General features: G+C 44.1%; 10 protein-coding genes. 3 read left to right on the top strand and 7 right to left on the bottom strand.

What is annotated here, in order from left to right; all coding sequences use genetic code 11:
- The first annotated feature begins 55 nt into the window (after nt 1-55).
- The 3 genes from FSB76_RS28350 to FSB76_RS28340 all read left to right on the top strand — a co-directional run bounded on the left by FSB76_RS28350 (nt 56) and on the right by FSB76_RS28340 (nt 3,125).
- Entirely contained in the window at nt 56-733 is a 678-nt protein-coding gene (locus FSB76_RS28350; RefSeq protein ID WP_147059501.1) for an SAM-dependent methyltransferase, read from the top strand.
- A gap of 109 nt (nt 734-842) precedes the next feature.
- Complete coding sequence (locus tag FSB76_RS28345) at nt 843-2,405, top strand: M20/M25/M40 family metallo-hydrolase (protein ID WP_147059499.1); 1,563 nt, start codon at nt 843-845, stop codon at nt 2,403-2,405.
- A 195-nt stretch (nt 2,406-2,600) separates the two neighbouring features.
- Nucleotides 2,601-3,125 carry a hypothetical protein gene (locus FSB76_RS28340; protein WP_147059496.1) on the top strand — a complete coding sequence of 175 codons (525 nt, stop codon included), beginning with the start codon at nt 2,601-2,603 and terminating at the stop codon, nt 3,123-3,125.
- Between the two features lie 530 nt (nt 3,126-3,655).
- Here the strand turns inward: FSB76_RS28340 and FSB76_RS28335 are convergent.
- From FSB76_RS28335 to FSB76_RS28300, 7 genes are all read right to left on the bottom strand, one after another.
- On the bottom strand, nt 3,656-5,953 hold the full coding sequence (locus FSB76_RS28335; protein WP_147059494.1) for a GH92 family glycosyl hydrolase: 2,298 nt from the start codon (nt 5,951-5,953) through the stop codon (nt 3,656-3,658).
- 470 nt (nt 5,954-6,423) lie between these two features.
- Complete coding sequence (locus FSB76_RS28325) at nt 6,424-7,284, bottom strand: HvfC/BufC N-terminal domain-containing protein (RefSeq protein ID WP_147059491.1); 861 nt, start codon at nt 7,282-7,284, stop codon at nt 6,424-6,426.
- The gene (bufB, locus tag FSB76_RS28320) at nt 7,277-8,197 is read right to left on the bottom strand and encodes an MNIO family bufferin maturase (RefSeq protein ID WP_147059489.1); all 921 of its coding nucleotides are present in this window, start codon (nt 8,195-8,197) and stop codon (nt 7,277-7,279) included. Before bufB ends, FSB76_RS28325 begins: the two co-directional genes overlap by 8 nt.
- A gap of 12 nt (nt 8,198-8,209) precedes the next feature.
- Complete coding sequence (locus FSB76_RS28315; RefSeq protein WP_147059487.1) at nt 8,210-10,291, bottom strand: ferritin-like domain-containing protein; 2,082 nt, start codon at nt 10,289-10,291, stop codon at nt 8,210-8,212.
- A 16-nt stretch (nt 10,292-10,307) separates the two neighbouring features.
- Entirely contained in the window at nt 10,308-11,915 is a 1,608-nt protein-coding gene (locus FSB76_RS28310; protein ID WP_147059485.1) for a Dyp-type peroxidase, read from the bottom strand.
- 53 nt (nt 11,916-11,968) lie between these two features.
- A complete protein-coding gene (locus FSB76_RS28305; protein ID WP_147059483.1) occupies nt 11,969-12,622 on the bottom strand; it encodes a hypothetical protein in 654 nt (217 codons plus the stop codon).
- A 149-nt stretch (nt 12,623-12,771) separates the two neighbouring features.
- The gene (locus FSB76_RS28300) at nt 12,772-13,683 is read right to left on the bottom strand and encodes a PorP/SprF family type IX secretion system membrane protein (RefSeq protein ID WP_147059481.1); all 912 of its coding nucleotides are present in this window, start codon (nt 13,681-13,683) and stop codon (nt 12,772-12,774) included.
- Nucleotides 13,684-13,752: the final 69 nt, after the last annotated feature.

Genomic DNA, 13,752 nt, shown 5'->3' with positions numbered 1-13,752 from the left:
CTTATACACTTTAAGACCTGCTTACTTAGCAGGCTTTTTCATTTAAACCATTTCCATGTCGTTCACTTTAAAATCTGTAGTCCCATGGGGACGTACCTTAGCGGAATACCAAAAAATGTTCGGCCTAACTCCCGCCGATGTAAATCTTAACATTTTAAGCGTTGGTGACGGGCCGGCAAGCTTTAATGCTGAACTAACCCGTATGCAAGGAAGCGTAACTTCGATAGATCCTGTTTACCAGTTTTCCAAAACGGAGATAGAACAACGCATCATTGAAACCAAAACCGAAGTTATTGAACAAATGACCACCAACTACGACAAATTTGTATGGAACGAGATCAAAACGATAGACGATCTTGTTAGTATACGCATGAACGCGATGAAAAACTTCCTTGCCGATTTTGAAAAAGGCAAAAATGAAGGCCGTTACGTAACCCATATGATGCCGGATAAAACACCTTATCGCGACCAGCAATTTGATATCGGATTAAGTTCGCATTTCTTGCTTTTGTATGCCAATCTTGGTGTCGATTTTCACATTGCTACCATACAGGAAATGTTGCGTGTTTGTAAACAGGTACGAATTTTCCCGGTTTTAAACCTTGATGCACAAAAAAATCACGTTATCGATACTGTATTAGACCACTTTGCAAAACACTATGTTTTAAAATTGGTAAAAGTAGATTACGAGTTTCAAAAAGGTGGAAACCACATGCTTCAAATTCACGCTTAAGTTACCTGTTCAACCACAACCGTTACATCTTATGTAACAAAGTGTTTGCAATTAAGCCCGGCGAGGTATAAATTATCAATGCCTCCCTACTTTTCTCTAAATTAGGTTCATGAAACACATTAACCTGAATTTCGGCCTGAATATTTGGTACAAGGCACTACCAATTGTTGTAGGCGCTTTACTTTATGGTGGTGTTGCCAACGCGCAATCTGCCAATCCTGTTATCAACAACATCGTGACCGAAGAAACCGGCAACTCGCAACTGGAAAGCCTGGCCCATCAGCTTTTTGATGGCATTGGCCCGCGTTTAGTTGGTACACCGCAAATGAAACAGGCCAATGATTGGGCTGTGGCCAAATACAAAAGCTGGAATATACCGGCCCACAACGAAAAATGGGGCGAGTGGCGCGGCTGGGAACGTGGTGTTTCGCATATAGATATGATATCGCCAAGGGTAAAATCATTAGAAGGTACCCAACTGGCCTGGAGCCCCGGCATGGGCAAAAAAACGGTAACTGCCGAGTTGATCATTTTGCCCGACCTTGCTGATTCTGTTGCGTTTCAACAATGGCTGCCCAATGTTAAAGGCAAATTTATACTGATATCTATGTGCCAGCCAACCGGTAGGCCCGATTATAACTGGACGGAATTTGCCACCAAAGATTCGTTCGACAGGATGAAAGCCGCACGTGCCGCCCAAACTGATGCCTGGAAAAAGCGCATCAGCAAAACCGGGCTTACCAATAAAACATTGCCTGTTGCACTTGAAAATGCCGGCGCGGCAGGTATTATCACCAATAACTGGTCGGCAGGTTTTGGGGTTGATAAAATTTTTGGCGCGTACACCAAAATAGTCCCTACAGTTGATATAGCGTTAGAAGATTACGGAATGCTTTACCGCCTTACCGAATCGGGCAGCAGCCCCAAAATCAGCATCCACTGCGAATCAAAAGAACTGGGTGTAGTACCTACTTTTAACACCATTGCCGAAATTAAGGGCACAGAAAAACCTGACGAATATGTAATGCTAAGCGCACATTTTGATTCATGGGACGGCGGCACAGGCGCTACCGATAACGGTACGGGCACCCTTACCATGATGGAAGCAATGCGCCTGCTCAAAAAATATTACCCTCACCCAAAACGTACCATTTTAGTGGGCCATTGGGGCAGCGAGGAAGAAGGATTGAATGGATCACGCGCATTTGTTGAAGACCATCCCGAAATAGTAAAAAACCTGCAGGCCTTGTTTAACCAGGATAATGGCACCGGCCGTGTGGTTAATATTGGCGGCCAGGGTTTTGTTGAATCAAAAGATTACTTAACCAGGTGGCTTGCGGCCGTACCAGATACAATAAAAAACAGGATAAAGACCAACTTCCCCGGCCAGCCCGGTGGCGGCGGCTCTGATTTTGCTTCGTTTGTAGCAGTTGGCGCCCCCGGCTTTTCGTTAAGCTCGCTCAATTGGTCGTACGGGTCATATACCTGGCACACCAACAGGGATACTTATGATAAGGTAGTATTTGATGACCTGAAGAATAACGCCATGCTGGCGGCCATAATGGCTTATATGGCCAGTGAAGATCCGGTAAAAACAACCAATACCAAAACCGAAGGCGTTAAATGGCCTGCACAAACCAAGGCTACGCGAAGGGGCGGATTGGACAAGTAGCTTATTAAAACAAGTACAATGAACTGAGGAACGGCAAGCGTTTTAACATTGTACATTTATGAACGCTTTATATCAAAAGCTTCCGGTGTTGGCCGGAAGCTTTTTTGCTTTATGGCATTGTGTAACAATGTGTTTTTCATTAAAACTTTTTAAGTTTTTATAGCTTGTTTACTAAATAAACCAACACATAAAATTATGAAACATGCATTTATTTTTGGCACCACCATCTTTTTAAGCGAACAACGCACGCTTACCGTAAATGATGGTAACAACAGCACGGAGTTTTTGCGGATACTAACTTATTACAATGAGCAAAAAGGCAATATAAATCAGCCGCTCCGCATTGATGCCCACATTGCCACCACGGATGGTAAGGCATTGAATATTACCGATAACGCCGTTGCCGACAGAACAGACATCCGCGTTGAATTAAGCGATTTCCGTATCAAAATATTCCAAGCGGGCCACCAGGAGCCTGTACTTGATGTTTACCAAATGGATAAGCACGAATTTCACGGCCTCTCCAGCCACATCTTAAACGAAATACATGCCCAGGAACCCGACCGTGTAGTTAACATAAAAGGTAATTTCAACGTAGGCGAAGTTCACTTCTTTATTGAAAACGAAAAAATGTTTGTTGATAATAATGGCTACGCAAACGGAGTAGTAAACGCGCACCATGGGGTTATTTTATCACCGGTTGACCATGATTTTGATTAATTTACAAATACAATAAAGCAGCCCTTTGCAAAAATGCAAAGGGCTGCTTTAGTATAAATATTTACTGGCAAACAGGTTTTATAAGAGGCCGGTCGCTTTTATACAAATCGCAACAAGCTTTCTCTTTTTGCTTTCGATGATGCTGATCTGAGAAGCTGTCTAAATTTGAAAAGGAAGGTCATGATTAAAATCAAAACCTGGCGAAACGTAGGAGCGGGAATGCGGAATATCGCATGACGGTTAAGACTCACCCGGCGAGGCTGCGCCCGCCACCCTCTCTTCACCTGCGGTGGAAATAGGGGATTAAACGTTGACTATCAATACATTGTATCGAAAAAAAATAAAGAATTTTCAAGCCCCTCTTTCCGGCGAAGCCGAAGAGAGGGTGGCCAGCGCAGCGTAGCCGGGTGAGTCTTCGCTGCCATGCGAATACGTTGTTGTCTATTCATTAGAAGCATAAAAACATTAGCAAATCAAATTTAGACAGCGTCTGAGAGATTCTTTTTGAATTTTTACTTTTGAATTTTGAATTAATACCCCCACGCCAAAGGCGCATCGGTAGGTTTAACGCCCCAGTTTTTGTTGGGTTTAGATCCCATTACAAATTCGAGTTTACCGCCCCCGGTGATATCATTTTGGGTAATGTAAGTTTTGGTATAGCTTTTACCGTTTAATTTTACCGATTGGATATATGCATTTTGCTTGCCCGCGTTTTTTACATCAACCGTGAATACCGTACCATCTCCCAGGTTAATCTGCGCGTTTTTTAATATAGGCGAACCGATTGCATACACTCCATTAGCCGGGTTAACCGGGTAAAAACCCATGGCGCTAAATATATACCATGATGACATTTGCCCGCAATCTTCATTACCCGAATAACCTGACGATGAGTTGTTATACAATTCATTCAGCACTTTGGCCACGTACATCTGCGTTTTCCATGGCTGGCCGGCATAATCATACAGGTAGGCTACGTGGTGGCTTGGCTCGTTGCCATGTGCATACTGGCCAATAAACCCGGATGCATTGCCATTAACCTCGCCTGGTTTATCCTTTGTAGAGAAAAACAGGTCGAGCTTTTGGTTGAACGCGGTATTCCCCCCTACTAAATCAATTAAGCCGGATACGTTTTGTGGCACGTACCAAAAGTACTGCCAGGCATTACCCTCGGTATACGGGCTGCCACCATTACCGCCATAAGCCAGCGCATCAAATGGCTCCTGCCAGTTGCCATCTTTCTTTTTGGCCTGGAAAAAGCCTGTTTTGGTATTGTATAGGTTCCGGTAATATTCAGATCGCTTCATGAAGCGGTCATAATCTTCGGTTTTATCCAATTTTTTGGCTAATTGTGCCACGCACCAGTCATCATAAGCCATCTCCAACGTTACCGAAACCGACTGCGATTCAATATCTTCCGGAATATACTGGTATTTTTCCCAGGTAGTAAAAGGCGAGCCGGGATGGTCTGTTATCGACGAACCCTTAACGGCCTCGTAAGCCTTCTCCTGGTTAAAACCTTTAATATCTTTCAAAGCTGCGTCAACTATAACCGGGATGGCGTGATTGCCTATCATACAATAGTTTTCATCGCCCCATAGTTGCCATATTGGTAAGTAGCCATATGTATCGTACTGGCGCATCATGCTGTTAATAAAACCGGCTGTTTTTTCCGGTTGAATCAAGGTGTACAAAGGGTGCGCCGCCCTGTAGGTATCCCACAACGAGAAGGTTGAATAATGCGTTTTATCCGGCGCATTGGCAATGGTTAAATCTGTAGCCTGGTAATCGCCGTTTACATCGGCCAAATTATTAGGCTGAGTAAAGGCATGGTACATGCCCGTATAAAAAATTTGTTTTTGCTCCAGGGTGCCTTCTATTTTAATTTTTGCCAGTTCATGTTCCCATTGCAGGCTGCTTTGCGTGCTGGTATTATCAAAATCCCAGCCCGGCAGCTCGGCTTTTATATTCATGCGGGCATTCTCGGTACTTACAGGCGACAGGCCTACTTTTACCAATACCTGCTCTTTATCCTTAGTGCTAAAGTTTAAGGCAGCCTTCAGGTTTGTGCCGTTGATGATTGACAAATCCGGATACCGGCGGCTGCCGCTGGCCAATACACTACTGGTGAATGGTTTCGAAAATTCGGCATGGAAATAAATTTTCCGCAATTTGGCCCAGCCGCTCAAAACACGGTAACCTTCAACGGTGTGGTCGTCTATTACGCGTATCTGTGCACTCACAATTTTGCATGACCAGTAACCCCGCTTTTTGTCAAGCGAATGATCCATATCAATAATCACATGCGATTCATCACTTTTAGGAAAAGTATAGCGGTGCAAACCTACGTGCGATGTTGAGGTAAGTTCGGCATTGATGTTATAGTCTTTCAGCATTACCTGGTAGTAGCCGGGCCGGGCTGTTTCTTCTTTATGCGAAAAGGCAGAACTATACCCACTTCCGGGCTTATCGGCGCTGCCAGGCGCCAGGTTAATTGCGCCGGTGGTTGGCATCATCAGCACGTCAAACAAATCGGCTACGCCGGTACCGCTCAGGTGGGTATGGCTAAAGCCGATGATGGTTTTATCGTTATAATCATAACCGGATGCAGGATCATCCGGTGCTTCACGGGTATCGGGGCTTAGCTGTACAAAGCCAAACGGAACTGTTGAACCGGGAAAATTACTGCCCGATAAACTATTCTTATCGACAGCGCCGGTACCTATAAAAGGGTTAACATACTGCACCAAATTGCCCGGAGAAGGTTTCTTTTGGGCAAACACAATGGGACACAAACAAACGAAGCCAATACTTAAAAGTTTTTTCATTAATTAATAAGGTTGATACGGCTAATATACCGCACAAAATTAAATTTAAATGTATCTACATATTTTTTATATAAATATCGTTGGCTCCGTAACGGCAGCCATTGGCAAGTATGTTTTTTATCTTATCGGTTGGGTTTAATTTTTATCCCGGCCAGGGAGCAGGGCTGCGGCTAAATGTGCAGTTTTAAATGCGACGTGCTTTATTTTTTTGCCGGCCTTTGTTGATTTTTTTGCAAAAAATCTCCATTTTATTTTTGTGTTAATAAATGTACTATTTGTATCAATAAATACACTATTTATTACAAATAAATACCAATTAATTACCTCATTTGCACTCATTTATGCATGAATAAAGGGCGATTTTGAAATATAAAAGCAAGCGGGTAAATTTGTAGTGTTTATCAACAAAGAAAACAGTTTCGATGTTGTTTTAAACAGCGCTTAATTGGGTTTACATCGTTTAATGCCCATTAGGCCCAGTCAATCAAACCGTTTTTGTAGAACAGGGGTATCCAAAGAAACACATCGGCCAATAGTTCGGACGAGGGTATTTTATTAAATGATGCCGTCGCGGTTACGGAATCGTACAGGTTATCCCCCGCCTGGCATAACGAAAGCAGGGTATATTGTATTTCGCTAACGTCGGTCATCGTAACCCTGAAATTTTTACGGCTTACAGCAGTGAATGTTTTTTGAGGTGATGGCAGTTCATAATCCTCATCCCGGTAAACCGAGGTAAAAAAAGAGATCATAGGATAATCCAGTTCCAGCAATCGCAGGCAGCCGGGAGTAGTTATTTTAACAACACCAAACAGGATATCCTGGATACTAATCTCCTGATCATGTTCAATAGCCCCTTCTGTTCCCGGCGCACGTATGGCTTCCTGCCGGGCCCGCTCCAGTTTGGCAAATGCTATGGGCAGGTTCATAAAATCATCTACATCCGGCTCATCGCCAGCGATAACAGGAGGCTTTGTTTTGGCCAGGAATCCGGGAAATGCGGCACCCAGATCATATAAAGTAAACGATGTGGATGGGTGATATAAAAGGTAAGCTTTGGCAAAGCTATCAAACACCTCATCGCCCATAAACTTCCGGCTGATGGCATAATCGGCATACATGCATTCCAGCAGGCGCAGTAAATATCCTGAACTATAAACGTTCAGTCGGGTATAAACCGATGCCGTACCCTCGTCGGCAACCACCACATCGGCTTCATCAAGGCCATGCAGATGCCATGCCTGCCCCAGTTTTTGAGGCAAGTGACCTGGCGTGATCACTACGGTTTTGATCCAGTTTTGCAGTAATGCCAGTTTTTGATCTTTAGCCATTTGCCGCCAGTAATTGAAATTCAACCGGGTTTGATACAGGCTGATGTTCCGATTTATTAACACCCTGAACAGGAATATTTCCTTTTAAAGCTTCGCGGGCTTTGTAAAGTTCAATCAGCAAATCAGGATAATCGGGAATTTTGGCGTCCCACTCCAACAGGGTGCTCACTCCACCAGTAAGTCTTTGTGCTTGCGCGTACAGTTCCCAAACCTGTGATGGCACAGGCTGGTCATGGGTATCTATCAGCAAATCGCCGCAATCGGTAGGGCCGGCAATGTGCATTTGTACAATATGCTGATGCGGCAGGTTGTTGATATAATTTGGCGCGTTAAAACCGTGGTTTGTTGCCGATACAAATACATTGTTAACATCAAGCAATAGCCCGCAGCCTGTTGTAGTAGCCAATGACGATAAAAAGCCCCACTCAGATATGGTTGATGCTTTAAATTGCAAATAAGTAGATGGATTTTCTAATATAAGCGGTCGTTTTAAATAATCCTGTATGCGCATTACGCGTTCGCAAACATGGGCCAGGCTTTCCTGGGTCATGGGCATTGGCAGCAAATCGTGCGTATTGGTGTAGGCAACACCCGTCCAGCATAAATGGTCCGAGATCCATTCCGGTTCGATGGCTTCGGCTAATGCCTTCAGTTTTTCAAGATATTTAAAGTTAATCGGATCGGTACTGCCAACAGATAATGATACCCCGTGCATTACCACAGGTACCTGTTTACGTACGTGCATCAGCACATGGCGGGCAAAGCCAAAATCATCCATAAAGTTTTCGCTGATGATCTCGAACCAGTCTACCTGGGCCGGGTTGTGCAGCAGGTAATTAAAATGCTTGTTTCGTAAACCCACGCCAAGGCCCAAATTTGGCAGGCCCAGGCGTGGTAAAGTGCTATTATTCATAAACAATTTTGTTTAGGTTGATGGCGGGAAGGCCAAACGCAAATCACTTGGTTTTGGTTTTTCGGGTACGGGTAATCCCCTCTTCTCTAAAACTGCCCTATAAGCTTTCCAGGCCACATCATAAACCAGTTCGCCTTTTTCATAATCAAGTATACCGAATGATTTTGGCTTAAAATCGGGCTTGCTGCCAAAATCATACAGTTGCATGCGGTACTCTTCTCCATCTTTTACGGCAGGGTACATTTGTGATGCCGAAATAGGCACAGCGCAGCCACCCAAAGCTTTACAGGCATTATCTGCCGGCGGGCTAAAAGGCAAAGCGTTTGCAGCAGGCCATCCGGGTTGTGTTTTATAAAACGCAGTAGCCTTGCCCCCACACAGCCCGCCGCCTGTAGTTTTCTGAACAAAGCCGCAACCGCCCTCGGTTTTACAGTCGTTTGATCCTTTGCAGGTATGATATATTGCTGTTGTCGCGCAGGTTTCCGGGTTATCTTTCAACACATCATCCAGGCTCATTCCCTGGCAGGCATGGTAAAGGTGCTGGGTACGGTCTATTGGTTTGTCATGCGGTGAAGTTATGCCAAGGCTGATATCCGGCGCCTTGCCAAAAACAGCCCAGCAGATGGACATTCTATCGCCCGAACCGCCCATTGATGGGTAAGGGAATTGTGTTTTAGGGTTTTTAAAATAATCGTTAAGTACTTTGGTTACACCGGCTATGGCACCGGTAGAGGCGCGGCTAAACAGTTCAAAGTTTTTAGCATCGGCATCATTAAGCTTTAACCTGTTTAAAGCACCGGCAATATCGCCCGAAGCAGGCAGCTGCGGATTGTGCGAAGGATCATAAGCTGCGGTTTGTAAGGATGTGGCCGACCATGAATTGCCTTTGGCATGCCATTGGTCCCAGGTTTCAATCTGTCCCTCCATCAGCAAATTCATAACAAAGGCAAAAGTTTCATAATGATCCATTTTTCCAAATGTGTCGCGGGCATCGGCTTTGGCCGATGGCGCATCGGCACCGGTAGCGGTATATGAGGGATATTTATTCTTCAAAACCGGGCAGCTTGGCCTAAACTGGTCTTGCACGGCGCTCAGGTTAACATGCTGATGCGCGCCCTTGCTTTTATTCATCCTATCCAGGATTTGTTTAATTACACCGCCGCCTTCACCCTGGTCGGTAATGCCGTTAATCATGTTCATGGCATCCAACAGGGCCGCTTCCGATTCGGTATTCTGGATACTGGTAGCAATACCGGGGTATTCATCATCGCCCGGATTTTTCGGATCTGGTTCCGTTTTAGGGTCGAGCCTCTCCGGATTAAAAATTTCCTTTTGTACGGCTACATCTCCTCCGCCCTTTCCTTTTTCAAAAACAATATCCCAAAGGGTTACGCCATCGGTATAAGATATTGACAGGTAATTCCACAATTGCAGGTACATGTTCCCTATCGATCCAAACAAAGGCAAATCGGTGCCAGGTTTCCAGCTATCAAAAGGTGCTTTCTTGCTGTATTTGTCAATTTTATCGGGGTTAATTACTTTTTCGGCATCAGTTTCGGTTTGCTCAATGGCTAAAAACAAGCGTACCTGCTCTTTATTCATTGCCCCGGTTTTAACTTTTACTTTGTCAAATGGCGCAACGCAATCTTTAAAATCAAGGATGTGCGGCAATATGGTTTTATCATCGCCATAGCATTTCCAGGCGTAGGTTTCCTCGTCCTGTAAGGGCTCGCAGGTAAACTTAGGGTCGTAGCCAACCACTTTGGCCAGGTTTGATACAATTTGCAGGTGCAGCATTTCGGCAACAAAAACACTAAAAACAGCATTAAATGCTTTTTCATTTGCGGTTGCAGGTTTGGCCGTTGCCGCCATACCTGGCCAGGTACGGCCCAGGTAAAAGTTATTGCCTTTGCTGTTTATCTCATGCATCCCCTGCAGGGAGTATAACGAGGTCATGTACAATGGAATGGTAAACAACTCGACATTAACAGCAGCCTGTACAATAGCGTGCAAGGCCTGTTCATCAACTTCTTTAAATGAAACCGGGCGATTTTTCAGCCGGTCGTCATGCGTAAATAGTAAGGTACTTTTCATGGTTAAGTTTTTTAGGTTATAATTGTGGCTTAGTTGGTATTATTCCATTTGATATATCTTCAAGTGCTTTTATTCCGGGCAAAAACAAAAGCAAGCTGCCATCAGTACGGATAAAACGCTCCAGGCCAGTCATTTCTATATATTTTTTATCGGTTTCATCCTCGGGCAGGAAATAAAAGTCCTTTGAATCTGTTTCTTTAGCCGGCCCAAATAACGGGTCGACGCCGCTTGCATTAGGGCTATCATAACCTGGCCTGAAACCGCCGCGGTTTATCCACATTTTCATGATAAATACAAACTGGTCGGTTAAGTTGGCGCAAATAAACAGGCCAACTAAACCCCTTTGAATGCCCTCCGGTTCATTTTCAACATAGTCGGGGCCATAAGGGCCGGCCCGGCGCATAATGCGGCGCCCTTTGGCATAATTTGGCTTGCCATCGTCATCTTTATTTCCAACTACTTTAGTATCGTCCCTTGGGTTAGTACGCCTGATGTGGGCGGCGTATGGGCATAGCCGACCCAGATCGTCATTGTCGCCATCACCTTTTTGGTTAGGAGTAGCATTGATGTAGTTAAAATTGGTAAAATCAAAATCTTTCAGATCTGGATTGGGTTTATGAGGCGATACTACCAGGGGCGTTCCGTCAAACCATCGGCCGCACATTTTGGCAGCTACCAATTCGGGGTTTGCATCCCCGGGTTTTCCGCCTTCCGGGGGCTTATTAATAAATTTATTAAAGGCCTTAACATCCTGGTATAATAATCTAAAAGCCGCGAAACTCCCGTTTTCAAGCAAGGGGTGGGGGTCAAATATTGTAGGTGGGCCTTCCTTTGGATATTTTTTGATATTGATAACAAATTGATCAGTAGGCACAATTTTCCTGTCGTCGATACCACCTTTGCCCGATAACAAACGTTCGTCTTTAATATTCCAGGGTACCGTGTTAAGCCGGGGCTGCGAAAAGCTATCCTTATAACCAAAATGAATATAATCATCGCCCTTGGGTAATGGTTCCGAATCTTTAAAAAACACAGCGGTAACGGCCGGCCCATGAGTACCGGCGGGAATCATTGTTAAAAGGTTTTGATAATAGCTTTCAAGGCTTTGGCTGTTATGGGCAAAAATACTGATCTGTATATGCAGGTCTGACCCATCAGCAAGCGGCGGTACTTCGCTATTAAGCCATCCTTCAGATCTTTGCCACCATAAATCGGGTGCGCTATTACCAATATCGCCAAGGCTATCAGCAAGTTTTACAGCGCCGAATTTAAATGAATTAAAAAACTCAAAGCTATCTCCGCTAACTTTGTTAAAATTCACTGGTTTTTGCGGATCCTTATCAATTAATATTTTAAGGCCCTGGGCCGTAAAGCCAATATTTAAGCAATAATCTGGTTTGTACCCTGGCCTCCACGAAATGGCGGTGGTAACATTAAGCAATCCGTTACTACCTGGCAGCAGTTTTTTACAAAAATACTGCGCCCCCTCTCTATCGTTTATTTTAAATACAATGTAACGGATATAAGGGAAATTATAACCGCGGAGTATTAAGCCTTGTATGTCGTTAAAGTTGGGAACGGGTTCGATAAGGGTATCAATCTCGTCCTGATTTAAATTCGTCATGATAAAATAGGTTTTTAAGTGAGGCCCCGCTTAACGCAGGGCCCAATAATAACTTAACACTCAGAAGGTGGATCTGACGGATCAAACTCAATATCCTCCGGCTTTGATGGCCACAGTACCTGGGCATCGGGATAGTTTGCCAATATTTTGCCTATGGTTAAGCCAGGGAAAGTATAATTGAGAATAAACTTTTGCCCAAGTTTGGGCTTTGTAGCGGCAGGAATTGTTGGATCAGAAAAATTATACCGCATTAATAAACAATTAAATGCAGCCGGGCTATTTTTAACACCACCTTTTTCGATAATACGGGCGGCCGAAGTTGGATCGGTAGGTTCTACAATACCATCTTCGTTCAATTCGCCTATGATAGCGTCAAGTAAACCGGCAATAAAATCGTTGTCGACAAATGATTTGATATAAGGTTCAAAATCGGCATCGTAAATTGCCTGTACAACAAACAAGCCTCTATCGTCCATAGCCTGAAAACTTGGTATAGGCAGGCCTGCCGACTGCCCTTTAGGCAAATGATAAAACATAGAAAAGTGAACGCCTGTTGAAGCCCGCATATCGTTAACCGGCACAGTTGCCTGTTTAAGGGTTGTTAAAACATGCTGTACTTTGTCGGCCGAATTGTCTTTTAAGGGCAGAAACAAAAGTAGCATATGCTGCTGCTCTGATTGAATTAATCGTTTGATAGGAGTTGCCATGGTATAGTTTTTAGGTTGTTTTTTGCACCTACTCTTTTAAGGCTTTTCGGTATCCGCCTGTTGGTTTTATCAAAAAAAGGGCAAAGTTTTCCTGCTTAGCTTTTTAAAGGCTATTAACAGGTTTTAAAATTGTACTTTGATGTTCTGGTTTATAATAATTTATTGCCGGTTACATTTCCAAACCGGTAACTTATGCTTACTTCATGGGTGGTGATATTAACACCGCCCAGGTTATTTGATGATGTGCCAAACTGGTAGCTATACCCTACCCTGAATGCTTTACCAATTACCGATAACATAGCCGCCGCTTTTTTATCAGTACGGTAATTTAAGCCTATACCCAATTGTTCTTTAAGGTACAATGTGCCCGAAATATTTGCCAAAACCGGCGATCCGTTTACATAGCTAACCAGCGTGGCCGGCTTAACCTTTACATCGTCGCTTACGTCGGCCAGGTAGGCCCCTGTAAAATAATAATGTGTGCGCAGGTAATTGGCCTGCTGTTGGGATGCCGTGCCCAGGCTACGGATGGTAAGCTCGGGAACCGATAAGCCCAAATAGTAATTAGTGCTATACAACATTACCCCGAAACCAATGTTGGGCTTTGTTTCGCGCACATCATTCATAAACTGTGGGTCGGTGGCATCCAGTTGTGAATAGTTGCCCACATAGTTACGCACCCCTAAATTTAACGCTACAGCCAGGTAATCAGTTTGGGTAAGCTGCACACCCTTAGCAAAAAAAACGTTAGCCTCAATTTGTTTCTCTACTGCAGCCTGGTCATTCAGTACATACACACCGGCCGCGCCGTTGATAGATTCTATAGGAAAAATGGCATTCAGCATGAGGCTGCTTGGCGCACCATCTATGCCTATAAATTGTTTACGCCCCAGTACGCTTACAGAACCCGCCTTATCAAGTATTGAATATGCCGGGTTAACCGCGGTAAGGTTATCTGCATATTGGCTGTAGTTGTAAATTTGTTGCTGTGCGAAAGCCTTGCCATATGTTATAAATGCAAGTACCATGCATAGCTTTAGTATATTTTTTTTGATGAACATTTTTTGTAATCCTGGTTATCGTTTAAAAGGATAGTATTATAGTTTGGCCATGAGCAGTTTGCCAAACTA

The organism is Mucilaginibacter ginsenosidivorax (assembly GCF_007971525.1).
Taxonomy (GTDB): Bacteria; Bacteroidota; Bacteroidia; order Sphingobacteriales; family Sphingobacteriaceae; genus Mucilaginibacter; species Mucilaginibacter ginsenosidivorax.
The sequence above is the reverse complement of the archived record's forward strand: the minus strand, read 5'-3'. Positions and strand labels throughout refer to the sequence as shown.